Below are 23505 nucleotides of genomic sequence, written 5' to 3' on the forward strand. Positions count from 1 at the left end.
GGATTATTAAATTAAAAAAGCCTACTCGAGATGTAAAATCTTGGGTAGGTTTTTTTAATTATGATTTTTAACTAAAAATCGATAACCAAGGCATCCTTGTCAATAAAATCAAAATTATCTCAATTTCAAATTAGTTTTTTCTCAATTTATAATTGTATTTTTGCAGCGTTTTTGCAAACTATTCGCTTGCATTTTTACCGAACAACAACAACTACAACACCAATAAAATGAATCAAACGAAATATATTTTTGTTACAGGCGGAGTTACGTCTTCTTTAGGGAAGGGGATAATTGCGGCTTCATTGGCAAAACTATTACAGGGAAGAGGCTATCGAACGACAATCCAAAAATTTGACCCTTACATCAATGTCGATCCGGGAACTTTGAACCCTTATGAGCACGGAGAATGTTATGTAACCGATGATGGTGCTGAAACCGATTTAGATTTAGGACATTACGAGCGCTTTTTGAATGTGCCCACATCTCAAGCAAATAACGTGACCACAGGAAGAATTTACCTATCGGTTATCGAAAAAGAACGAAGAGGTGAGTTTTTGGGGAAAACGGTTCAAGTGGTTCCTCATATTACCAACGAAATCAAAGACAGAATGCAATTGCTTGGTAAAACAGGTGATTTTGATATAGTAATTACGGAAATTGGTGGAACGGTTGGGGATATCGAATCTTTGCCTTATATCGAGTCGGTTCGTCAATTGGTTTGGGATTTGGGCGAAAACAACGCTATCGTCATTCATTTGACTTTGGTTCCTTTTTTGGCAGCAGCCGGAGAATTAAAAACAAAACCTACGCAACACTCTGTTAAAACATTGATGGAAAGCGGCATCAAAGCCGATATTTTAGTGTGTAGAACGGAACACGAAATATCGGATGATATTCGAACTAAATTGGCGCTGTTTTGCAATGTAAAAAGAGAAGCCGTAATCCAATCGATCGATGCTTCTACAATATATGAAGTGCCAAATTTGATGCTCGAAGAAGGTCTTGATGTGGTAGCCTTGAAAAAATTGGATTTACCTAAAAAAGCGGCTCCCGATTTGAAACATTGGAACACCTTTTTGAAAAGATTAAAAAACCCAAAACATACCGTTAATATCGGATTAATTGGAAAATATGTAGAATTGCAAGATTCTTATAAATCTATTTTAGAAGCTTTTATTCACGCTGGAGCTTCTAATGAAACTAAAGTAAACGTGGTGTCGATTCACTCTGAATTTTTGGATGCCTCGGACGTAGCAGAGAAATTAGCTGGTTTAGATGGTATTCTTGTATCACCAGGTTTTGGAGGTCGTGGAATCGAAGGGAAAATAGAAGCTGTTCGTTATGCACGTGAAAATAAAATTCCGTTTTTAGGAATCTGTTTGGGAATGCAGATGGCGATTATTGAATACGCCAGAACAATTTTAGGATATGCCGATGCCAATTCTACAGAGATGAATCCAGAAACATCACATCCGGTTGTCGATTTAATGGAAGAACAAAAAAACATTACCGATAAAGGAGGGACAATGCGTCTTGGCGCTTGGAAATGTGATTTGAAACCAGATACTTTGGCATCTAAAATATACGGTTCGGCAACAATTTCTGAACGCCATCGTCATCGTTATGAATACAATAATAATTATGTTGAAATTTTAGAAAAAGCGGGGTTAAAAGCTTCGGGAGTTAATCCGGAAACCGGTTTGGTCGAAATTGTAGAATTAGAAAACCATCCTTTTTTCATTGGTGTGCAATACCATCCTGAATACAAAAGTACGGTCGAAAACCCACATCCTCTTTTCGTGAATTTTGTGGCAGCAGTAGTGAAAGCAAAGAAAAAATAAGCCCCCTAGCCCCAAAGGGGGAATTAAGGTTGGAATATAAATGTAACAATTTGAATTAAGATTGTACAAATACTAGAATTTAATAATAAATAAACACATTCCAGACGCCGCTCCCTCTCCTTTGGTGAGGATTGGGGTGAGGAATAAAAATTAAAATGGAAGAAAAAAAATTAGACCTCAATTCAATCATTGGATTTATATTGATATTTGGAATCTTGATTTGGATAATGTATCAAAACAAGCCTTCGGAAGCTCAAATCGCAGCTGAAAAAGCTAAAAAAGAGTTAGTTGCCCAAAAAGATGCTCAAACCAAAGCAGCAGCGCTTAGCCCTAATGCAGCACCCATAGCCGCAATAGTGGGTGATTCAGCCCAATTGGCTCTAGCTCAAAAAACTTTGGGAGGTTTTGCTTATTCTGCAACCCTTGCGTCAGCGAAAGAGGGTTTCACCACTATCGAAAACGAAAAAGTTATTCTGAAAATCGCCAATAAAGGTGGTTTTATCGTTGAGGCTACTTTGAAAAATTTAGAGAAATTCCAAAAAGGTTCAGGGAAATTGGTAGAATTGATTAAGAACAATAACGCCAATTTGAACATTCAATTGCAAACGACAGATAATCGTACTTTAAACACCAAAGACCTTTATTTCGAGCCAAGTTTGACTAAAATTGGAGCTGACCAAATTCTTTCGATGAAATTGAAGGCGGGTGCCAATGAATTTCTAGAATACAAATACATATTGAAACCAAACGATTATATGATTGGTTTTGATTTGCGTTCTCAAGGACTGAATAAAGTGTTGAATACTGCCAAACCATTGGATTTAGAATGGAGTATGAAAACCTATCGTAATGAGAAAAGTATTTCGTACGAGGATCGATATACTGACATCCGTTATGAGTATGAAGAGGGGAAAAACAACAGTACTGGACTCGGTAAAGATACCGAAGATAACCCAATTAAAGTGTCTTATATTGCCTTCAAACAGCACTTTTTCTCTACCATTTTATTGACCGACAAACCTTTCGAAACATCAAAACTGCATTCAACTAAACTAGTTGTAGACGAAACGATCGATACTGTATTTACAAAACAATTGAAAGCAAATGTTCCTTTGGCGTTCAGCAATGGCGAATTAAACTATAAAATGAATTGGTACATTGGTCCATCCGATTATAAGACTTTAAAGGGGTATGACAAAAATCTAGAAAAAATTATTCCGCTCGGCTGGGGAATTTTTGGTTGGATTAATATGTTTATTTTCATACCATTGTTTGGATTTTTAAGTACAACTTTAGGACTTTCGTTGGGAATTGCAATTATCATATTTACCATTTTGATTAAAGTGGCAATGTCTCCCATTACCTTTAAATCGTTCTTATCGCAAGCAAAAATGAAGGTATTGCGTCCTGAAATTACCGAATTGGGAGAAAAATTCAAGAAAGATCCAATGAAGAAGCAACAGGAAACAATGAAATTGTACAACAAGGCTGGAGTAAATCCGATGGCGGGTTGTATTCCGGCATTGATTCAACTTCCCTTTATGTATGCGTCGTTTCAGTTTTTCCCTTCGGCATATGAATTGAGACAAAAAAGTTTCCTTTGGGCCGACGATTTGTCCTCATTCGATGCAGTGGTGCAACTTCCGTTCCATATTCCATTATACGGAAATCATATAAGCTTGTTTCCGATATTAGCATCTATTGCTATTTTCTTTTATATGAAAATGACTTCGGGTGATCAGCAAATGGCGGCGCCACAACAAGAGGGTATGCCTGATATGGCCAAAATGATGAAGTATATGATTTATATTTCGCCCGTTATGATGTTGATATTCTTCAATAGTTATGGAGCAGGATTGAGTTTGTATAACTTTATTTCGAATTTGATTACCATTGGAATTATGATTGTTATCAAACGTTATTTCATCGATAGCGATAAAATTCACGCGCAAATTCAAGAAAATAAATTGAAAGAACCTAAAAAACAAGGCAAGTTCCAACGCAAATTGCAAGAAGTGATGGAACAAGCCGAAGCTGAAAAAGCAAGAAAGGCTAAGAAATAGTCATAAAAAAATCCCGAAAATAGAATGCCCCAAGAAGTTTTTAACTACTCGGGGCATTTTTTATGAGTAAAATAGTAAAATGTTACTTTGTTCCTAAAACTCAGATAAAATATTTACAATACTAAAAGACTATTTATTGCTCCGTAGGAGTCTCAACGCACGAGAGTAGGGACGCTTTGCAGCATAACAAACGGAGTAGTTAGGTTGGGTAAATGTTTATATAATAGTTATTTAGAATTTAAACTGAACGCTTTAAATTGAACACTAACTCTTAACTTCTTTGTTGAAATAAACCAAGTAGTAATACATTTGTTTTTCTTCGTCCCAACCTTTTTCTACAAATTTCTCGGCACTTTCTGGATTGATGAAATCCATTTTGATTTGAATTTGTGTATCTAAGTTGATCACGTTTTTTATCGACTTACGAGCATCTGAAACTGCTGCATTGGCAATGGGAAAAGTGGTGACATCTTCAATGCTGTATTTTTCGCCTTTGTCCACTTTATAGTTTTTGAATTCTGGAATCAAATCGGGATTGTCTAGCACTTCATTCAAGAAATTGCTTTCTTCAAATTGATCGTTTTTGGCAAAATAATTCACAGAACGGTTCATAAACATCACTTCTTCTTTTTTGTCTTCGGCAGGAAAAACAACGTCTTTCGCAAATCCTTGACAGAATTTCAAGTATTTTTTGGTGATAAAATTCTCGTCTTCAAATGCATCTACCGAAAGGAAATGTTCCAACCAATACCGCGCATCATAACGGTTGTTGTCAACAGTTAAGATTTTGTAGCCTTCTTCTTTTTTATAATTGAAAATAAGACATCCTTTGTCGAGTTTGCTGAGGTTGATACCGTGTTGCAAAATCATTTCTAGGTTGGATTCTTTTTCTTCAAATTGAAGGAAATCCGATTGCAATTCACTTTTAAAAATGCCAATAGCATCGACCACATTATTGTCGATGTTGATATTGGTCAAATGTGTTATATAAACTTCCCCATTTTTGATGTGTGGGTGGTTCGATTGCTCGAATAAATGAGTGGTTATTTGCTTAGAAACTTCGTGCAAACTGCTTGGATTCTCGAATATTTGGGTGGCAAATTTGAACATATCGTTGTATTCCAAATCGACTTCGTGCGCAAACTGAAAATAGTTTTCTTCTTTTTCTCGAAAGGGTTTGAAGAAATATTCCTTGATTAAAGGTACAATTTCATCATTCAGCCTAAATGGTTCTTCAGATAAAAAAATAGCTTCGTTGCGGCTTTTATTTCCCACTCTATGAATGGATAAGGTGTCGATATGCGTGTTGAATAGATTAATCATAAGATGAGCCCCTCCCGTCCTCCCCGAAGGGTAGGTGCTAGGTTCTGGACAGTGTTTTAGTTAGTTTGATTTTTTTTGAAATTAGAAGTACTATTTCAAAGTTATTTTAATTTAGTTTGGGCTCCCTCTCCTTTGGAGAGGGCTGGGGTGAGGCTTAATTCCAATTCTCCTCAAAGCCGTAGTCTTCAAAACTATCGTCTCCTTCGAACATATCAAGGTCCTCTTCGTCAAGATCATCTTCAAATTCATTGTATTCGTCCTCGTCGTCCTCTGCGATGAAGTGTTTTTCCATAGCTTCAGCGGGCATTTCACCTACTGAGAAAAGTGTTTCGGGATAGGTATTTCCGGCAACAACCTCTTCGATAGCGGCAAGTTCTACAAGGAATGTCCACATATTGATGAAATCGTAAACGTAAATAATTTTGGTATTTTCTTGATCCAAAATATCCGAAAGCTGATAATCACTCATCGTTTTTTGTTCTCCGGGAATGTCACCGGTATCAAACATTGGGATCTCATCTTCTTGGGTCCAAGTGTCGTCACAAGTATAAAAAGAAGCTACTTCCATACCGTCAAACCCAAAAGAATTGAAGATGGCATTGTGTAAATCCTCTAAAGTATCTTCGGCAAGTATTGCAATATCTCTAAAAATATCCTCTTCGGTATCGAGAATCACTCTAAATTTATAAACCATAATGTGTGTTTTTATTGAGAGTTCAAAGGTAAAATTTAATTTTAGATTTTATCCCGAAGTTTCGGGACAGATTTCGGATTTGTTGATAAGATTATGTCACTGGACCTTACGGATTCAATTTCCGAATCACTTTAGCCGGATTGCCCACCGCCAAAGAATTATCGGGAATATCTTTGGTAACCACAGAACCAGCGCCAATCACGCACCCTTTTCCTATGCTGATTCCGGGGCAAATAACTGTATTTCCTCCAATCCAGCAATCGTCGCCGATGGTTATGGGGAATGCATTTTCGAGCGTTTTTCTTAATTCGGCGTCCAATGGATGATTGGCAGTGTATATTTGAACATTGGGAGCAAAAAACACATTCGAACCAATCGTTACCTTCGCCCCATCGAGCACAACGCAGTTGACATTGAAATAGACATTGTCGCCACAAAAAATATTATACCCATAATCACAGAAAAATGGTGGTTCGATATACAAATTCGCACCGGCGTTTGGAATCAATTCCTGAATTATTTCTCGCGCTTTTTTGGTGACTCTATACTCGATTACGTTTAATCGATGCAGTAGGTTTTTTGCTTTGCGTCTGTCTTTAACAAGAACTGCATCTCCGGCGAGATAAAATTCACCGTCAATCATTTTCTCTTTTTCGGTTTTCATACTTGTTCAATTGGTTACGTAAATATAATTGAAATCGGAATAGAATACAACTCATCCGCCAATTTCTGCAATTCGGTCAGTTTAAATTTCTATTTCGTGGAAGTCGTACTACATTTGCCTCATAAAATTTAGGACAATGAAGACTTTTATTACCGGTGCTTTTTTAATTTTGGCAGTATGCTCTTTTGGACAAACAACCTTATCTGGAAAAATTGTTGATTCGAAAAATAATCCCATTGCAAATGCCAATGTGTTCTTGGAAGGTTCCTATGATGGTGCAAATTCAAATGCACTAGGGGAATTCAGTTTTACTACAACAGCCGAGGGGAATCAAATTTTGATAGTAAGTGCATTGGCGTTCGAAAACAGTAAAACAGCTGTTACAATGAGTCAGAATCAGGTTTTGACCATCGTTTTAAAACAAAGTGCTACCGAATTGAACGAGGTGATTATCACCGCAGGAACCGTTGAAGCGGGTGATAAATCCCGAGTTTCGGTATTGAAACCATTAGATATATTAACTACCGCAGGAAATCCTGGAGATATTGTTTCGGCTTTGCAAACCTTGCCAGGAACTCAGGTAGTGGGCGAAAGCGGGCGGCTTTTTGTGCGTGGTGGAGAAGCTAGTGAAACGCAAACGTTTATTGATGGCATTCGGGTAGCTCAACCGTATATTCAAACCACAAATAATGTCCCGACTAGAAGTACTTTTTCTCCATTGTTATTCAAAGGAACCACATTTTCTACAGGAGGATATTCGGCAGAATATGGTGAAGCACTTTCGAGTATTTTAGTGATGAATACGATAGATGTTCCGGATTTAGAGAAAACAGATATTAGTGTAATGAGCGTGGGTTTAGGTGTGGGAACTACTCAAAAATGGGAGAAAAATTCGTTGAGTGTAAATACAAGTTATCTCAATTTAGCACCTTATCAAGCATTGATGCCGGATAATATTCATTGGATAAAACCTTTTGAATCCGCTGGTGGTGAAACGGTTTTTAGACATAATTTCGAAAGAGGATTATTCAAAGTATATGCTTCTTTTACCGCGGCAAAATTCGATGTAGAACAAGAAGATATCAATTTCCCAGATCAATTGCGAAACAGTAATACGAATACTAATTTGTACACCAATACTTCCTACAAAGGCAGATTTGGCGATAATTGGAAGGTTTTTGCAGGACTAAGTTACGCCTTTAGCCACAACGATGGTGCTTTTGATGTTATCCAGTACGACGCAGACGAGAATGCGATACATTCTAAACTGAATTTCACAAAACCCATATCCAACCGAATAAAAACCAGTTTTGGGGCCGATTATTTTTATACAAAATTCAGTCAAAAGGTCTCTAATTTTGACACAGGATACAAGTCCGAAATCGTTGCGGCCTATTCTGAGACCGATATTTTATTTTCTAAAAGTCTAATTGCAAAAGTAGGACTACGCTTTTCGAAAAATTATTTACTAAACGAAACTTCTCTTGCTCCAAGATTGGCTTTAGCCTACAAAATAGCCAAAAACAAACAGTTTTCATTTGCTTACGGTGATTTTGAGCAAACACCCAAAAAAGAGTATTTGATTTTTACAAGTCAATTGGAATCAGAAAAGGCACAACATTATATTTTGAATTATGAATACAACAAGGACAGACAAATTTTCAGAGCGGAAGTGTATTATAAAAAGTATGATAATTTAGTGAAATACGATTCAAATATGCCAATGTTTAATAGCAATTATAGTAATAGCGGAACAGGTTATGCTAAAGGTTTGGAGCTTTTTTGGCGCGATAGCAAAAACATCAAAAACCTTGAGTATTGGGTTTCGTATTCGTACATAGATTCAGAAAGAGACTATCAAAACTTTCCGAAACAAGTAACTCCCAATTTTGTGGCCGATCATACACTGTCGTTGGTCAGCAAATATTGGATTCAGGATTGGCGTTCACAACTAGGTGCAACCTATACTTTTGCCTCCGGACGACCTTATAATGATCCAAATGCTATTGATTTTATGAATGGGAAAACGAAAACTTATAACAACTTTAGCGTAAATTGGGCCTATTTAATTTCGCCTCAGAAGATATTATTTTTCTCGGTAACGAATCTATTTGGCTTCAACAATGTTTTTGGGTATAATTACGCCAATAAACCGAATACAGATGGGGTTTTCGAAAGACAGGCCGTTGTTCCTACGGCGGATCGATTTTTCTTTGTGGGTTATTTTTGGACGATCAGCAAGGATAAGAAAGTAAACCAGTTGGAGAATTTGTAATCACGTAGAGACGTTGCATTGCAACGTCTCTGCTGCAACGTCTCTGCTGCAACGCCTGCACCAATGCAAATTCTATGCTAATACAATTCATCCCCCTAAATCAACAATTCAGTTGATTTAAATTTCAAAACCATTTTAACCGTTTTATATTTGTTCAAGAATTAGTAATCAATTTAAAAATAAGGAATTATGACAAAAATTATCATTGCAATCGTTTTATTCATCAGTAGTTTAGCGTCTGCTCAAAACGTAGGCCTAACGGTAAAAATCTCTGGATTGAAAAACAATACCGGACTTGTTCAAGTTGGTTTGTTTAACTCGGAAGGTACTTTTCTGAAGACGGCTTACAAAGGGATTTCTTCTGAAATTAAGTCCAACAGTGCCACAGTTACTTTTTCGAATATTCCAAAAGGGAAATATGCAATTTCGGCTTATCACGATGCAAATAAAAACGGAAAATTAGACACCAATTTTATTGGAATTCCTAAAGAAGATTTCGCTTGTTCGAATAATGCTAAAGGAAAAATGGGACCTCCAAAATACGAAGATGCCAAGTTCGACCTTACTAAAGATATGAAAATTGATGTCAAATTCAACGATTAACTAACAATCTAAAAACTAATATAATGAATAAAATTATCTCAACAGTCGCTTTTTTTACCGTAATTATGGTAACAGCACAAGGAAAATTTGAACAAGGAATGGGAAAAGCATTTCAATTGTGGGGCGAAGGAAAAAACACTGAAGCATCGGCGATGTTCGAAAGAATTGCCTTAGCAGAGCCAACATCTTGGTTGCCTAATTATTATGTGACTTTGGTCAATACTACGACAGCTTTTCAAACAAAAGATAAGGAGCAAATGGATTTATTATTGACCAAAGCGCAAAATGCCTTGGATGTTGAATTGATAAAAACGCCAAACAATGCTGAGCTTATAGTATTGCAAGCGATGATTCATACGGCTTGGATCGCTTTTGATCCGATGACTAATGGAGCAAAGTTGTCAGGAACCGTAACGGAACTGTATAGTAAAGCTCAGGCGATTGCGCCTGAAAATCCAAGAGCAGTTTTTGGAAAAGCAGAGTTCGAAATTGGTGCAGCACAATTTTGGGGCACCGATACCAAGCCAATGTGCGCGCAAATTGATAAAGCTATCGGTCTTTTTGCTACTTTTAAACCAGAAACGCCCTTTTCTCCTAAATGGGGATTGGAAAGAGCTTTAGAAGCTCAAAAAAAATGTAAATAAAATAGTTGCGGAGCATTAAATAAGTCGAACAATGAAAAATGTTTATTTCAGAGAATTTCCTAGAGCAATTGTAATTGGAATTGTCATTTTTGGATTGCTCAATTTCATAGAGGTGGTCAATGGCGGAACTTTTTCCTTTAATGATAGGCTCAGATTAATGTTTATGTATACGATGCTGTACAGCGTTTCCTTGCATATAGCTAATGCCTTTTTGTTCATACAATTAGATAAGATTTTTGTCAATGAGCGATTTTCAATAAGAAGAATACTTGTTGGTTTTACCTCTTCGTTTTTTTTATCATTGTTTGTCATTTTTTTACTCAGAATTTTTATAAACACAGTTATAAATAATCAATCTTTTGCCGTTTTTATTGCTAATGAAACTCCATCAGATTACCTTGTCGCTTCAATTTTTACTTTTATAGTATTGTTGATTACGCATTTTGTATATCTCTATAGAAGTTACCAAGAAAATAAAGTAAAAGAACAAAAAATCATCGCTGGTACTGCAAATGCTAAGTTTGAAAGCCTGAAAAACCAAATAGACCCGCATTTTCTTTTCAATAGCCTGAATGTTTTGAGCTCCTTGATCGAAGAAAATCCTGAGAATGCACAACGATTTACTACTTCATTGTCTAAAATATATCGTTACGTTTTGGAACAAAAAGACAAGGAATTGGTATCAGTAGAAGAGGAATTGGCTTTCGCTAAAACCTATATGAATTTATTGAAAATGCGTTTCGAAAATAGTCTGTTTTATGAATTGCCCGAAACAATTCCGAATCCAGAAGCCAAGGTGGTGCCGCTTTCGTTGCAGCTATTACTTGAAAATACTGTCAAACACAATGTAGTCAGTGAACAAAAACCCTTAAATATTCGGATTTTTATCGACAGGGATTATTTAGTTATACAAAATGATTTTCAAAAGAAAGAAGTGTTGCAAGATAGACGTGGTGTTGGGCTTCAAAATATAATCAATCGCTACGGAATCATTACCAATAGAAAGGTTTTGATCGAACAAAACGAACAAACTTTTACAGTCAAAATACCAATTTTAACAAAGCAAATTAGTTTTATGGAAACAACTACAGGTTACAACGAAAACACCGCTTATTTTAGAGCCAAAAAACGAGTAGAACAACTCAAAGGATTTTACGGAAACTTGATTTCCTATTGTTGTGTCATTCCCATTTTGATATATATAAATCTGACTTATTCACCACACTTTCATTGGTTTTGGTTTTCGGCAGCAGGTTGGGGGTTCGGTTTAACCATGCACGCTTTTCAAACTTTTGGGTATGGTGCGAATTGGGAAGAACGTAAAATTCAAGAAATATTAAATAAAGAAGAAAAAAAACAAACTTGGAAATAATCATGGAAAATCAATATTTAGAAGAAGAGCGCTATTACAATGCACGCAAGAGAGTAGAGGAAATCAAAGGTTTTTATGGGAATTTAATAGCTTATGTCACTGTTAATGTTGGACTTTTAGTGATTAATCTAGTTACTTCGCCAGCATATTTATGGTTTTTGTGGCCGTTGTTGTGGTGGGGAATTGGGGTTGTTATTCACGGATTGAAAGTGTTCAATTATATGCCTTTTTTCAATAAAGATTGGGAAGAGAAGAAAATAAAAGAATTTATGGATAAAGAGGAACAATCCAAAAACACCTGGAAGTAATTTAAATTTTTAAAAATGAGAAGGTCAAGAAGAATGTTTGAAGAATACCAATCCGGAAATTTCAATCCAGATGATCGCTATGCATTGGCTTATAAAAAGGTGAAAAGAATCAAAGGCTTTTATGTTCATCTGATAGTTTATATTTTTGTAAATGCAATTATAATTTCTAGTAACTTCTACGGAAATTCAAATCAAGATCCTATTTCTTGGAGCTGGCAAACTTTTTCAACCGCGTTGTTTTGGGGAATTGGTTTATTGGCACACGGTTTATCGGTTTTTGGAAGAAATATCTTTTTTGGACAAAATTGGGAAGAAAGAAAAATTAAAGAGTTTATGGAAAAAGATAAAAACGAAAAATGGGAGTAAGGAAAGTGTTCAGTGTTCAGCTAAACGATACTTCCCACTTCTAACCTCTAACCTCCCACGTAAATATGACTACAATAATAATCGAAGACGAAAAGCCTGCCGCGAGATTGCTGCAACGTAAACTTGAAAAACTCAATATAGAGGTCGGTGTGATGCTGCATTCTGTTGAAGAATCTCTTCAATGGTTTTCGAAAAATGAGCATCCCGATTTGATCTTTTTAGACATTCAATTGTCGGATGGTTTGTCGTTTGAAATCTTCGAAAAAGTGGAGATAAAAAGTGCTGTAATTTTCACCACAGCTTACGATGAATATGCGTTAAAAGCATTCAAATTAAACTCCATTGATTACCTTTTGAAACCTATCGATGAAGATGATTTAGAGGTTGCAATTTCTAAATTTAAAATGCGTTTTCCAATTCAAAATTCAACCATAAATTTAGATTTTGAAACCATCAAAAAAATGCTTTCAAATCCTTTCGATAAGAATTTTAAAACTCGGTTTACTGTCAAAATTGGGCAACACCTAAAAGTGATTTCTGTGGATGAAATTGAATGTTTTTTTAGCGAAAACAAAGGAACCTATATTCATACTTTCGACAACAGAAATTATTTAATTGAATCCACTTTGGAGGTTTTAGAACAAGAATTGGATGCTAAGCAATTTTATCGAATTAGCCGAAAATTTATTATTCCATTAAAGTCAATTAAGGAAATTGTGTTGTATAGCAATTCTCGTTTAAAGGTGATTTTGCCAACATTCAAAGAAGAAGAGGTGATTGTAAGTCGCGAAAAAGTCTCCGATTTCAAGTCGTGGATTGGCTGATTTTTTATTTCAATTATAAAATAATATAACGAAGTTTATTAGTACTGGTATTGAGTAGTTTAGAGTTGGCATATAGATTTAATCTATCGTCATTTTACGCTTTGAAAATGGTCTTTCGAATGCCAATCAAAACAAAAATTATCAAAGTGTAAATAATAAAAAAAGTGACGATATAATCTATCAAATTTAAAGAGAGCAGCGCAGCTATAATCAACAATTGAAACCCTAATCCGTAAAGTGAAACGGATGTCATAAACCAATTTGGAAACCTTTTTGCTTTATAAGCGTCGCTGTCTAAGGCGTAAATTATTTTGTCGAAAACACCATAAACGAGTGTGTATATTTTAAATAAAATATCGACCGATTTTTGGGTTTCCCCGGGCAAGGCACGAGGTGATTTGTTCTCAAAAATTTTACTTGTTGTATCTCCTCCCACCGATTTATTTCGTAAAATCACATAGTAATAATTGTATAAAGTTCCTTGGAGTTGGATACAAAAAAACGCCAAAAGTGACATCCAAAAAGTAGTTTTTGATGCGTGACAAATCGACATTATGAACAGAAAATTTAGGATAATATCAAACACGCTATCGAGGTATCTTCCTGTGTAGGAAGGTGTGTTTTTTACTCTTGAAAGTTCGCCGTCCGCAGCATCAATTATTGATTTTAAAATGATGAAAAAAGCCGCTAAGATGTAGTGGTTTTTTAAAATACAATAGATAGCGATTACACCCGTAAAACCAAAAAGAAGAGTGATATGAATGGGTGTAATTTTGGTGTTTTTTAATCTGTTTGCAAAAAGTTTTGCAAAGGGTCTTCCGTAATCAGACAAATCTAAAAATTTATCTTCGTGAGCAAGTTTAGACATTTATTGATGTTAAACAAAAGGATGTGACAATATAGTCGGTTATTATTTTTAGTGCCCACAGTTTAAACTGTGTTTTATTTTTTTATTTCGATAATCGATGCAACGTAAATATCATTGCGGTCAACAAAAAGAAAGCCATCACCTGATGAGTCAATCCTAACCAAAGTGGAACGCTATATAGCAAGGTGAAAACTCCTAATCCAAATTGTAAAATTACCATAATTACTAAGACGTTTATACCTGTTTTTTGCTGTTTGCCTAAATCAAATTTATGACTTTTGTATGCCAAAAGCAATATAAAACCAACAACAATATAAGCCAAAGTTCTATGTACAAACTGAACGCCACTTTTGCCTTCGGTCAGTCTAAGGAACCACGAATCTTTTTCTAAAAGTACACTTTCGTGCAAGAACTGTCCGTCGCTCATCAATGGCCAATGATTGTGAATTAGACCAGCATTCAAACCGGCAACAAAACCGCCATAAATAATCTGTAAAAGTAAAAATACTATCGCCAAACGGGCAATTTTCCGCAATGGTAATAATGCTTCATTTCGATTGGGATAAATTAAATCTAAGGCTACCCAAAGCGTGTAGGCAAAGGTGATAAAAGCGAATGTTAAATGTAAAGAAAGTCGAAAGTGGCTTACATCGGGATTGTCAATCAAACCGCTGCGAACCATAAACCAACCCAAAAATCCTTGAAAAGCGCCCATTCCGAGTAGCACCACACATTTTTTTAGGGTTTCGCTAGAAAGTCGTTTCTTGATTAGAAAATAGACAAATGGAACGATAAATACCAATCCAATGATTCGTCCAATAAATCGGTGAAACCATTCCCAGAAATAGATAAATTTGTAATCTTCCAATTGGAAATCATTATGGATATTGATCTTTTGGTATTCGGGGAATTTCTTGTATTCTTCAAATGCTTGCGACCATTTTTCTTCGGTTAGCGGAGGAAAAGTATCGGTGACCAAATGCCAGTCGGTCATTGATAATCCCGAATTGGTCAATCGGGTGATTCCACCAACTACGACCATTACAAACAATAATAAGCAACCTGAAAGCAACCAGATTATAACGGATTTATTTTTATTTTTCATTTTATTTTATTGGAAAGTCTTGGGGGTTTTGTCTAGTATCCCAGATGTCTAGGACAACAATTTCATTTGGAGTTATTTTGTAAATAATTTCAAAATGGCTTACAATTATAAATTTTGAATCTTCTCTAAAAGTAGGTTTTCCAAATTCAGGAAGTTGTAGAACAATTTTTAAATTGGTATTAAAAAGTAAATTAAGTTTTCGGCTGTAAGCCTTGGATTTATTTCGATTATTCCAGTAATCAAAAATACTTTTTCTTGAATTCCTTGCTTCAACAGACCAAATTAATCTTCTAACCATTCTTGAATTTCTTTTTGAGCCTCCTCATCTGAAATGCATTCACCATTTTCATATTGTTGAATAGCTAAATTTATTTTTCGTTTCTCTTCGGCCGAAAAAACTCTGATTTTTTCAAAAGTTGTCGTTGGTTCATTAATTAAAGAACTAGATTCATAATCATTTATGATTTCTTGAATTTTATTCAAAAGCACAACATCATCAGTTGCAATGATTTTGGCAATTATCTCTAATTTTAATTCATCTAGATTCATAATCAAAATTTTTATAAAATTAAGTAATTTTTGAATAAACGAAGCGTAAACAAAACTTAAACTTTCGTCAATCCTAATTTTGCTCCTCGCTTCAAAACGAAATCATAAGCGGCTTGATATTCGTTTGGAATTTCGCCTTCCAAAATAGCCTCTTTCACGGCTTCTTTCAAAACTCCAATTTCACGGGAAGGTTGCAAGTTGAAAATCGCCATAATCTCCTCGCCTGAAATGGGCGGTTGAAAATTGCGAACCTGATCGCGTTCTTCTACTTCCACAATTTTCTTGCGAACAATCTCAAAATTTTGGTGGTATTTCTTGAATTTATTGGGGTTTTTGGTCGTAATATCGGCCTCGCACAACGTCATTAAGCTTTCTACATCTTCGCCAGCATCAAAAACCAATCGACGCACCGCAGAATCCGTTACCAAATCTTGCGAAAGTACAATAGGTCGCGAGCTCATCATCACCATTTTTTGTACAAACTTCATTTTGTGGTTTAGCGGCATTCGTAATCTTTCGAAAATTTTTTTAGCCATTTTTCCACCCAAAAATTCGTGTCCGTGAAACGACCAGCCTTGTTTTTTGTTGAAACGTTTGGTTGGCGCTTTACCAATATCGTGTAACAGGGCTGCCCAACGCAACCAAACATCGTCTGTATTAGGACAAATATTATCAACCACTTCCAAAGTGTGGTAAAAATTATTTTTATGGGTTTGACCTTCAATTTCCTCTACTTGGTTCAAAGCGGTTAATTCAGGAAGAATAATATCTAAAAGTCCTGTTTTGTAAAGCAATAAAAAGCCAACAGAAGGCTTGTCGGTCGAAAGAATTTTATTCAATTCATCGACTATGCGTTCGCCTGATATGATTTTAATCCGTTCTGCATTTTTGGTTATAGATTGAAAAGATGCTTCTTCAATTTCAAAACCCAATTGGGTGGCAAAACGAATTCCTCTGAGCATTCGCAAAGGATCGTCTGAGAAAGTAATGTCGGGATCGAGTGGCGTTTTGATGATTTTGTTTTTCAAATCGTCTAATCCATTGAAGGGGTCGGACAGTTCTCCGAAATTATCCTTGTTTAAGGATAAAGCCAAGGCATTGATAGTAAAGTCACGTCGGTTTTGGTCGTCTTCGAGTGTTCCATTTTCAACAACAGGATTTCGGCTTTCAAAATGATACGATTCTTTTCGAGCGCCTACAAATTCGATTTCGGTATCTTCAAAGCGCAACATCGCCGTTCCATAAGTTTTAAAAACTTGAACTTTGGGTTTGTTGGGCAATAAGTCCGAAACTTTTAAAGCCAATTCAATGCCACTGCCAACGGCAACCACATCGATGTCTTTCTTGAAGTCTCTTTCCAAGAGTAAATCTCTCACGAAGCCACCAATCACGTAACTTTCAAGATTGAGTTCTTGAGAAGCTTGCGAAATAACTTCGAATATTTTATTATTTAAGGCTGATTTATAGGAAGTTTTAATGCTCATTTTAAAATGTTTAAAGTTTAAAGTTTAAAGTTGCTCAACTGAAAACTGAAAACTGAATACTGCAAACTATTTTCGTATCACTTTTACCTGCGAATCTCTTGTCAATTTTATGATTGAAGAGGGTTTTCCGGCAATTTTTTCGCGATGCAAATTTACAACATAATCGACGCCTTTTATAATTTCTGGGCTAATGTCTTTGAAAGCAATAGGAGTGGGCTGTCCCGAGATATTTGCCGAGGTCGAAACCAAAGGTTTTTTCATTCGTTCCATCAATTTGAAGCAGAAAGGCTCTTTGACGATTCGGATGCCTAGTGTATTATCGGGAGCAATCAAATTGGCGGCTACATTTCTAGGGTTGTCTAGAATTAGGGTTGTGGGCTTCTCTGATAAATCTATAATTTGCCAAGCGACTTCTGGAATGTCCTTGAAAACGTTGTACATCATTTTCTCGCCATTCATTAAGCAAATCATCGATTGGGTTTCGGCTCGCTGTTTGAGTTTGTAAATTTTGGCAACCGCTTCAGCATTTGTAGCATCGCAGCCAATTCCCCAAACGGTGTCCGTAGGATAAAGAATAATTCCTCCTTGTTTTATCACTTCGTACGCATTGTGGATTTCTTGATTGATGTCCATTGTCTTTAATAACTTTTTTAAGTGACTATTCAGTTTTATTAAAAAGAGAAAGAGTTTGCTCTAGCACTTCTTTTGAGAACGGTTTTAAACTTTGTTCAGAATTGTTTTGCAATTCAATCCATAGTTGTTTATTGGTATATAATTCAATTATAGCTGCTGCAAATTCTTCATTTGAATTTGCAATTAGAGCATTTTTTTTGTGCACCAAATGCATTCCTTCTGAACCTATTGGAGATGTTACTAAGGGAAGATGATATTCAAAGGCTTGTCCAATTTTGCCTTTTACTCCAGCGCCATACCGTAAAGGTGCAATCATAAATTTATTTGCTAAGAAATATTCTTCAATATTGGGAACATATCCTTTAAAAATAAATTTAGGATCGTTAATATCAGTTATTTCTTTGTTTACATTTCCAATAATATTTACTATTAAATCTGGTATTTCTTTCCATACTATTGGCATTATTTCATTGTATAAATAATATAAAGCATCAATGTTAGGGGTATGGTTAGAACCAATAAAGAGAATATCTTTTCTCTCTTCGAATGGTAAAGTTTTTTCTTTTTGTATCTTTATGTCGTGAATGTTAGAGATTGTAATCATCTTTTTTTGATCACAGAATTGATTCATATACTTTTTTTCGAAGTCTGAAATAGTGACTACTAAATCAGCCTCTTTGGCCGAAATTGTTTCTAATTTTTTGTATTGGGTATATTTTTTTTTGAATGAAATGTTTTTGGGATCTAATTCGAGGGCTCTTTCATATCTCAGATGATGGATGTCGACCATATCATACACTAATTTTGCCTTTTTTAAGCATTTTTTAGCTACTTTATAATATTCTACAAAAACATCTGGATTATAAAACCAAGCAATTGTTGCGTTGGCATTATTCTTTTTTAGATATTTTTCAATATCAATGGATTTATGATGCTCATAGTAGACGTTGACTCCAAGTCTTTGAAAAAATTCAATGTATTTATTATCATTGAGAAAAGTTTTCTTTTTTATTAATGATACGCTATATCCTATTCTGCTAAATGCTTGAATTATTTCTTTGAATCTATTAGAACCTGAATCTTGGTCGTGTTCTGGAATTATACTACAGAAAAAAACAACTTCTTTGTTATGGTAAATTTCTTCAATTCTTGTTTCAACCGAGGTTGCTTGAATGGCATTAATTTGTGGTTGCCATTTATTCTTAAATTTTTCTAGATTAAGTTTAAATAGCTCTTCTTTTTGTTTAATTTTAGCGGTATCAATATTTTTAGGAGCATTATAAGTCACGCCGTTAAAATGTAATACTACGGAAAAAGGAGTGTAATAAACTTCTTTATTTTGAAGATGTTTTATTTGGAAGCAAAAATCTGTTTCTTCGAAATAAGCAGGAGCAAAGTATTCGTCAAATAAATTTAAATCACCGTTATCTTTTTGTTTTTTAAATAATAAACTACATCCAGAACAATAATCTACTTTATAGATATAGTTGACCTGCGGATAATAAACTTCTTTTTTTCTTACAATTTGATGTATAGTACAATCTTTCATAAATACTGATCCTGCTTCTTGTAGCGAACCATCTGCGTTTATGAGTTTTGATCCTACTGCTCCAACATTTGGAAAACTTTCAAAAACATAAAAAAGCTCTTCTAAAAAACCTTTTTGAACTTCAGTATCATTATTTAAAATATAAATATATTCGCCTAATGATGATTTTATACCAATATTTATGTTCTTTAAGAATCCCTTGTTTTCAGTATTTTTTATTATTCTTATGCCAGTTATTTCGCTAAGATCGCAATTTTCTGAACTATTATCATCAATCAATAGTATCTCATAACTAATTTTGTCTGTTAAATGGGTATGAAGATGGTTTAGACAATTCCAGGTGTAATCTAATTGATTGTAAAATGGGATAATTATTGTTACTTTAGGATTTGTAGAGGGATTAAAGTCGAGTTTGTTTTTCTCGATATCAAAAACCGTCCTAATATTTGAATTTAAATAGGTTTTTTCAAGAATATTAATTTTTCTACGTTTTCTAAAATAATATTTTATTTTTCGTGATAATTGCATTATTCAGTTTGTGATTTTTGTTTTTTTAGTGATTTGCTAATATACTTTATATATTACATTTGTCCAATCACATTTTTTACTCTCTCTATAGAAAAAGGTTCCAAGTTTTTTTCAGATTGATTTTGTAGTTTTTGCCATAATTCCTTTTTGGTATACAATTCTATAATGGCAGAAGCAAACCCTTCACTAGAATCTTCAATCAATACATTTTTCCTATCGGTCAAATTCATTGCTTCGGCGCCAATAGAACTTGTAATTACGGGTAAATGATATTCAAATGCTTGCCCAATTTTGCCTTTTACTCCCGCACCAAAGCGCAATGGAGCAATCATCATCTTGGAACTGATAAAAAAAGGTTCAATATCAGGAACATACCCTTTAAAAATAAAATTCGAATCTTGGATATCGCCAATTTTATCAATCACGTTCCCAATAATGATTACTTTAACATCGGGTAATTTTTTCCAAACCAGGGGCATAATTTCGTTATACAGGTAATGGATCGAGTCTATATTAGGGGCATGGGTCGAACCAATTAAAAGTAAATCTTTCCTATTTTCGAAGGTAAAACATTCTTCTTTTTTAATTTTTGGATAATGTATATTCGATATTGTAATTATCTTATTTGAATTGACATATTGCGACATAATCTCTTTTTCGATTTCAGAAATGGCAATAACATAATCTACTTGTTTTGAAAATTTTGTTTCGATTTCAAGGTATTTTAGGTATTTTTTTCGGAGTGAAATTCGGGTTGGATCGAGTTCAATGGCTCTTTGATAGCGCAAAAAATGAATATCGACCATATCATAAATGGTTTTAGATGATGGAAGATTAAAATTTATTTTTTTTAAATTTTTTCTTAATTCATTAGGGCCATTAAACCAAACATAATCCACTTTTGGAATTGATTTTAAAAAAGCAAAATAATTTTCGAATTGATTGCTTTCTACATACATAATAATACCTAAATTAGTGAAAAATTGAATGTATTCGTCTGTTCGATAGGCGTTTTTCGAGCAAATGATGCAATTGAATCCTAATTCTTGATAGGTAATTATTATTTCTTTGAGTCGGTTGGAACCGGAATCTTTATCGGGTGTAGGGGTGTTTTTGCTGATAAAAACTATAGTCTTTTTCGAGGGGCTATATAAGTTGAAGTTAGGAATAGATTGGTCTATCTGATTCTTAATCAAGTATTTCTTTTTGAAATATAAAATGATATCCTGAACTAATCCCATCTTTATATTTTAATAATTTGTTTGTTTTTTAATGATTTTGACAAGGGGGCTCCTGTCAAAACCAGTAAAAATAATGACCAGTTCTTAGGTTTGAATAGGCTACTAAAGAAATATTTTATAGTTAAAAAAAGTTGCACTGCTTTATATCCAAAATAGCCGTAGTGCTTGCGCATGATATAAAGTAACGAAATTTTTAATTCTTTTTTGATAGCCAATGATTTACCTGTACTCACTCCGTGAAAATGAACAAATTCAGCTTCGGGAATGAGGTAGGCAAATTTTGATTTTTGGGCCAATCGAAGGCATAAATCCGTTTCTTCATAATATAGAAAAATAGTAGTGTCAAAACCACCAACTTCATAGAAATCGGTAGCTCGAATAAACATAAAACTACCCGGAACAAAGTTGACTTGAATCGGATTTGTATAGTGTTTTTTTCTTTTTGGAAATTTTTTAGAATTTAGTATTTCTAAAAAATTTCTGCCCAAAATTTCTTTGGTGGGTGAAGCGAAATGATCTAATGATATCATAAAGTCACCATTTTCTTTATAAGCTTGAGCACCAGCAATTCCTATATTTGAATTCGACTCTAAAGCATTTTTGAGAATCGATAAACAATCATTTTTGAGTAAGGTGTCGTTGTTTAGAAAAGCCAAATAATTAGCATTTGAGAATTGAACTCCAAACATATTTCCACCTCCAAATCCAGTATTTATTTTACTTCGGTGCAGTTCAATAGTATCTGAATTAAGACTTTCGCAAAAAGCTTTTAGTTTCAAGTAATCCTCAGTTTCAGAACAATTATCTGTAATAATTATTTGATAGCGAATTTCAATAGCTGTCTTCTCTACAATAGAACGAATACAATTGATGCTATGTTCGCTCGAATTGTAATTGATTAATAGTATTGCAATGTCATACATCATAGGTATTGATTGATTCCTTTATCGATGAAAGTCAGTTTATTTTCGGTAGTTTGTCTTTCAATTTCGTTATTGATTTCGAGATGGCTTTTGGATTGTTCCTTGTGGTAAATGTGATAGGCAATTCCAGAAAATTTCAATCTTTTTCCTTTAATCCCCATGTTGTGCATCCGTTGAATCATTTCGGAATCGTCGATGCCCCAGCCCACCAAATTTTCATTAAATCCGTTGATTTTTATAAAATCCTCCTTCCAAAAGGACATATTACAGCCTCTTAGTTTTCTAGAACGTTGGTCTACACTTTTAACAAAATTCATCAGAAAAGGAAATCGAATGGTTCGCCCTCTTTTCTTGATTCCTTTGGAAAATAAATTGAAGTCCAAGATTTTTTTTGAAAATAGTTCTGGTAGTATTTTCTCTTTAATATTCACTCGTGAACCATACAAATAATGCCCTTTTTCGGCAAAAGTGAGATGGTCTTCAACAAAATGTGGGTTCATTATGATGTCACCATCAATTTCAATAATATAGTCATATTTTGCTTTCGCAATGGCTTTATTCATAATGGTTGGTTTCCTGTTTTTTAGGTCTTCGTGCCAAATATGAATCAAAGGAATTGGGAATTTTTTTTGGAAATCGGTAATTAATTTTTTTGTTTCTTCTCTAGAACCATCATCAGCAATGATTACTTCGTTAGGCATAACAGTTTGTCTCAAAAGACTTAATAATAATAGTTCTAGCGCTTCGGGCCAATTATAGGTAGGAGTTACTAATGTACAACTAGGATTAGTCATTAAAAATATATTTTTGGTAAAATTACACTAATTATTTGAAGTCTAAAATGCAATACATATATTTGTTTTTTTAACCCCTACTTTTAATGAAATATATATTTAATCCCAATTGTACCAACCACGAACGTGAAATAATTGAGATAATTAACAATTTCAATGCAAATGGAATTCTTTTTGGCGACGGCCAACGAAATAAAATCAAATTATTTGAATTAAAAGGCAAAACCATCAACATTAAATCCTTCAAAATTCCGCATTTGATCAATAAAATTGCCTATAAATATTTCAGAAAATCCAAAGCAAGACGCTCTTTTGAATATGCTACCACTTTGTTGGAAAAAGGAATTGGAACGCCACAACCCATAGCATATTTTGAAAATTACGATTTCATCGGACTCAAGGATAGCTATTATGTGAGCGAACATCTTCAGTGCGATTTGACATATAGGGAATTAGTCGAAATTCCTGATTTTCCAGATCACGAGACTATTTTGAGACAATTTACCCAATTTTCTTTCGATTTACACGAAAAAGGAATCGAGTTTTTAGACCATTCGCCGGGAAACACTTTGATTAAAAAAAACGCCGAAGGAAACTACGATTTCTTCTTGGTCGATTTGAATCGAATGAATTTTCACAATAGTATGGATTTCGATTCCAGAATGAAAAACCTTAGTCATTTGACTCCCAAAAAGGAGATGATTGCGGTGATGAGCAACGAATATTCCAAATTATATACCACTCAGAGTGAAGCCGAAATTTTCGAAAAAATGTGGTTTTACACCAACGATTTTCAAGAGCGATTCGCTAGAAAAAGACGTTTGAAAAAGAAATTAAAATTCTGGAAATCTTAA

23 protein-coding genes are annotated in these 23505 nt (G+C 34.5%); 10 read left to right on the forward strand and 13 right to left on the reverse strand.

Translation table 11 applies throughout. From position 1 onward, the window contains the following. Window positions 1-227 precede the first annotated feature (227 nt). Together E1750_RS15785 and yidC are read left to right on the forward strand one after the other, a co-directional pair. Window positions 228-1841, forward strand: coding sequence for a CTP synthase (locus E1750_RS15785; protein WP_133277694.1), 1614 nt, complete (start codon window positions 228-230; stop codon window positions 1839-1841). A 155-nt stretch (window positions 1842-1996) separates the two neighbouring features. Further along, window positions 1997-3904, forward strand: a complete 1908-nt coding sequence (gene yidC, locus E1750_RS15790) for a membrane protein insertase YidC (RefSeq protein WP_133277695.1) — start codon at window positions 1997-1999, stop codon at window positions 3902-3904. Window positions 3905-4168: 264 nt separating this feature from the next. On the opposite strand, the gene E1750_RS15795 is transcribed toward yidC, so the two are convergent. The 3 genes from E1750_RS15795 to E1750_RS15805 all read right to left on the reverse strand — a co-directional run bounded on the left by E1750_RS15795 (window position 4169) and on the right by E1750_RS15805 (window position 6585). After that, window positions 4169-5227 (reverse strand): nucleoid-associated protein, encoded by a 1059-nt coding sequence (locus E1750_RS15795; protein ID WP_133277696.1) that lies wholly within the window; start codon window positions 5225-5227, stop codon window positions 4169-4171. Window positions 5228-5381: 154 nt separating this feature from the next. After that, window positions 5382-5921 (reverse strand): IS1096 element passenger TnpR family protein, encoded by a 540-nt coding sequence (locus tag E1750_RS15800; RefSeq protein ID WP_133277697.1) that lies wholly within the window; start codon window positions 5919-5921, stop codon window positions 5382-5384. A 106-nt stretch (window positions 5922-6027) separates the two neighbouring features. Further along, the gene (locus E1750_RS15805) at window positions 6028-6585 is read right to left on the reverse strand and encodes a sugar O-acetyltransferase (protein WP_133277698.1); all 558 of its coding nucleotides are present in this window, start codon (window positions 6583-6585) and stop codon (window positions 6028-6030) included. Between the two features lie 136 nt (window positions 6586-6721). On the opposite strand from E1750_RS15805, the gene E1750_RS15810 reads away from it, so the two are divergent. The 7 genes from E1750_RS15810 (at window position 6722) to E1750_RS15840 (ending at window position 12977) form a co-directional block, all read left to right on the forward strand. Next, window positions 6722-8860, forward strand: a complete 2139-nt coding sequence (locus E1750_RS15810) for a TonB-dependent receptor (RefSeq protein WP_133277699.1) — start codon at window positions 6722-6724, stop codon at window positions 8858-8860. 189 nt (window positions 8861-9049) lie between these two features. Continuing rightward, window positions 9050-9463 (forward strand): DUF2141 domain-containing protein, encoded by a 414-nt coding sequence (locus E1750_RS15815; RefSeq protein ID WP_133277700.1) that lies wholly within the window; start codon window positions 9050-9052, stop codon window positions 9461-9463. A gap of 23 nt (window positions 9464-9486) precedes the next feature. Then, window positions 9487-10107: a hypothetical protein gene (locus E1750_RS15820; protein ID WP_133277701.1), complete on the forward strand. Its 621-nt coding sequence runs from the start codon at window positions 9487-9489 to the stop codon at window positions 10105-10107. A gap of 31 nt (window positions 10108-10138) precedes the next feature. Further along, a complete protein-coding gene (locus tag E1750_RS15825) occupies window positions 10139-11479 on the forward strand; it encodes a histidine kinase (protein ID WP_165698065.1) in 1341 nt (446 codons plus the stop codon). Between the two features lie 2 nt (window positions 11480-11481). Beyond that, entirely contained in the window at window positions 11482-11787 is a 306-nt protein-coding gene (locus E1750_RS15830) for a 2TM domain-containing protein (RefSeq protein ID WP_133277702.1), read from the forward strand. Window positions 11788-11802: 15 nt separating this feature from the next. Next, window positions 11803-12153, forward strand: coding sequence for a 2TM domain-containing protein (locus E1750_RS15835; protein WP_133277703.1), 351 nt, complete (start codon window positions 11803-11805; stop codon window positions 12151-12153). Between the two features lie 65 nt (window positions 12154-12218). Continuing rightward, window positions 12219-12977: a LytR/AlgR family response regulator transcription factor gene (locus E1750_RS15840; protein ID WP_133277704.1), complete on the forward strand. Its 759-nt coding sequence runs from the start codon at window positions 12219-12221 to the stop codon at window positions 12975-12977. Window positions 12978-13071: 94 nt separating this feature from the next. On the opposite strand, the gene E1750_RS15845 is transcribed toward E1750_RS15840, so the two are convergent. The 10 genes from E1750_RS15845 to E1750_RS15890 form a co-directional block, all read right to left on the reverse strand. Continuing rightward, window positions 13072-13845 carry a CDP-alcohol phosphatidyltransferase family protein gene (locus tag E1750_RS15845; protein ID WP_133277705.1) on the reverse strand — a complete coding sequence of 258 codons (774 nt, stop codon included), beginning with the start codon at window positions 13843-13845 and terminating at the stop codon, window positions 13072-13074. Window positions 13846-13927: 82 nt separating this feature from the next. Continuing rightward, window positions 13928-14950 (reverse strand): COX15/CtaA family protein, encoded by a 1023-nt coding sequence (locus tag E1750_RS15850; protein WP_133277706.1) that lies wholly within the window; start codon window positions 14948-14950, stop codon window positions 13928-13930. Between the two features lies 1 nt (window position 14951). Continuing rightward, window positions 14952-15248, reverse strand: coding sequence for a type II toxin-antitoxin system RelE/ParE family toxin (locus E1750_RS15855; protein WP_133277707.1), 297 nt, complete (start codon window positions 15246-15248; stop codon window positions 14952-14954). After that, window positions 15233-15499 carry a hypothetical protein gene (locus E1750_RS15860; protein WP_133277708.1) on the reverse strand — a complete coding sequence of 89 codons (267 nt, stop codon included), beginning with the start codon at window positions 15497-15499 and terminating at the stop codon, window positions 15233-15235. Before E1750_RS15860 ends, E1750_RS15855 begins: the two co-directional genes overlap by 16 nt. A 56-nt stretch (window positions 15500-15555) precedes the next feature. Next, complete coding sequence (locus E1750_RS15865; RefSeq protein WP_133277709.1) at window positions 15556-16983, reverse strand: CCA tRNA nucleotidyltransferase; 1428 nt, start codon at window positions 16981-16983, stop codon at window positions 15556-15558. Between the two features lie 66 nt (window positions 16984-17049). Next, window positions 17050-17616, reverse strand: a complete 567-nt coding sequence (locus tag E1750_RS15870) for an L-threonylcarbamoyladenylate synthase (RefSeq protein WP_133277710.1) — start codon at window positions 17614-17616, stop codon at window positions 17050-17052. A gap of 25 nt (window positions 17617-17641) precedes the next feature. Then, complete coding sequence (locus E1750_RS15875) at window positions 17642-19693, reverse strand: glycosyltransferase (RefSeq protein ID WP_133277711.1); 2052 nt, start codon at window positions 19691-19693, stop codon at window positions 17642-17644. A gap of 53 nt (window positions 19694-19746) precedes the next feature. Then, the gene (locus tag E1750_RS15880) at window positions 19747-20934 is read right to left on the reverse strand and encodes a glycosyltransferase (protein WP_133277712.1); all 1188 of its coding nucleotides are present in this window, start codon (window positions 20932-20934) and stop codon (window positions 19747-19749) included. 2 nt (window positions 20935-20936) lie between these two features. Further along, complete coding sequence (locus E1750_RS15885) at window positions 20937-21860, reverse strand: glycosyltransferase family 2 protein (RefSeq protein ID WP_227873909.1); 924 nt, start codon at window positions 21858-21860, stop codon at window positions 20937-20939. Then, the gene (locus E1750_RS15890; protein WP_133277713.1) at window positions 21857-22651 is read right to left on the reverse strand and encodes a glycosyltransferase family 2 protein; all 795 of its coding nucleotides are present in this window, start codon (window positions 22649-22651) and stop codon (window positions 21857-21859) included. The genes E1750_RS15885 and E1750_RS15890 overlap by 4 nt, the downstream gene beginning before the upstream one ends. An 86-nt stretch (window positions 22652-22737) precedes the next feature. Between E1750_RS15890 and E1750_RS15895 the strand changes: the two genes are divergently transcribed. After that, window positions 22738-23505 carry a lipopolysaccharide kinase InaA family protein gene (locus tag E1750_RS15895; RefSeq protein WP_133277714.1) on the forward strand — a complete coding sequence of 256 codons (768 nt, stop codon included), beginning with the start codon at window positions 22738-22740 and terminating at the stop codon, window positions 23503-23505.

Origin of the sequence: Flavobacterium nackdongense (assembly GCF_004355225.1) — a bacterium.
Taxonomy (GTDB): Bacteria; Bacteroidota; Bacteroidia; order Flavobacteriales; family Flavobacteriaceae; genus Flavobacterium; species Flavobacterium nackdongense.

Excerpts from the sequence above, each read along its gene's own strand:
- E1750_RS15810 (WP_133277699.1), top strand. The coding sequence starts at position 6,722 with ATGAAGACTTTTATTACCGGTGCTTTTTTAATTTTGGCAGTATGCTCT.
- E1750_RS15785 (WP_133277694.1), top strand. The coding sequence starts at position 228 with ATGAATCAAACGAAATATATTTTTGTTACAGGCGGAGTTACGTCTTCT.
- yidC (WP_133277695.1), top strand. The coding sequence starts at position 1,997 with ATGGAAGAAAAAAAATTAGACCTCAATTCAATCATTGGATTTATATTG.
- E1750_RS15835 (WP_133277703.1), top strand. The coding sequence starts at position 11,803 with ATGAGAAGGTCAAGAAGAATGTTTGAAGAATACCAATCCGGAAATTTC.
- E1750_RS15895 (WP_133277714.1), top strand. The coding sequence starts at position 22,738 with ATGAAATATATATTTAATCCCAATTGTACCAACCACGAACGTGAAATA.
- E1750_RS15805 (WP_133277698.1), bottom strand. The coding sequence starts at position 6,585 with ATGAAAACCGAAAAAGAGAAAATGATTGACGGTGAATTTTATCTCGCC.
- E1750_RS15860 (WP_133277708.1), bottom strand. The coding sequence starts at position 15,499 with ATGAATCTAGATGAATTAAAATTAGAGATAATTGCCAAAATCATTGCA.
- E1750_RS15815 (WP_133277700.1), top strand. The coding sequence starts at position 9,050 with ATGACAAAAATTATCATTGCAATCGTTTTATTCATCAGTAGTTTAGCG.
- E1750_RS15800 (WP_133277697.1), bottom strand. The coding sequence starts at position 5,921 with ATGGTTTATAAATTTAGAGTGATTCTCGATACCGAAGAGGATATTTTT.
- E1750_RS15855 (WP_133277707.1), bottom strand. The coding sequence starts at position 15,248 with ATGGTTAGAAGATTAATTTGGTCTGTTGAAGCAAGGAATTCAAGAAAA.
- E1750_RS15870 (WP_133277710.1), bottom strand. The coding sequence starts at position 17,616 with ATGGACATCAATCAAGAAATCCACAATGCGTACGAAGTGATAAAACAA.
- E1750_RS15840 (WP_133277704.1), top strand. The coding sequence starts at position 12,219 with ATGACTACAATAATAATCGAAGACGAAAAGCCTGCCGCGAGATTGCTG.
- E1750_RS15890 (WP_133277713.1), bottom strand. The coding sequence starts at position 22,651 with ATGACTAATCCTAGTTGTACATTAGTAACTCCTACCTATAATTGGCCC.
- E1750_RS15845 (WP_133277705.1), bottom strand. The coding sequence starts at position 13,845 with ATGTCTAAACTTGCTCACGAAGATAAATTTTTAGATTTGTCTGATTAC.
- E1750_RS15820 (WP_133277701.1), top strand. The coding sequence starts at position 9,487 with ATGAATAAAATTATCTCAACAGTCGCTTTTTTTACCGTAATTATGGTA.
- E1750_RS15850 (WP_133277706.1), bottom strand. The coding sequence starts at position 14,950 with ATGAAAAATAAAAATAAATCCGTTATAATCTGGTTGCTTTCAGGTTGC.
- E1750_RS15795 (WP_133277696.1), bottom strand. The coding sequence starts at position 5,227 with ATGATTAATCTATTCAACACGCATATCGACACCTTATCCATTCATAGA.
- E1750_RS15865 (WP_133277709.1), bottom strand. The coding sequence starts at position 16,983 with ATGAGCATTAAAACTTCCTATAAATCAGCCTTAAATAATAAAATATTC.
- E1750_RS15880 (WP_133277712.1), bottom strand. The coding sequence starts at position 20,934 with ATGGGATTAGTTCAGGATATCATTTTATATTTCAAAAAGAAATACTTG.
- E1750_RS15825 (WP_165698065.1), top strand. The coding sequence starts at position 10,139 with ATGAAAAATGTTTATTTCAGAGAATTTCCTAGAGCAATTGTAATTGGA.
- E1750_RS15885 (WP_227873909.1), bottom strand. The coding sequence starts at position 21,860 with ATGATGTATGACATTGCAATACTATTAATCAATTACAATTCGAGCGAA.
- E1750_RS15830 (WP_133277702.1), top strand. The coding sequence starts at position 11,482 with ATGGAAAATCAATATTTAGAAGAAGAGCGCTATTACAATGCACGCAAG.
- E1750_RS15875 (WP_133277711.1), bottom strand. The coding sequence starts at position 19,693 with ATGCAATTATCACGAAAAATAAAATATTATTTTAGAAAACGTAGAAAA.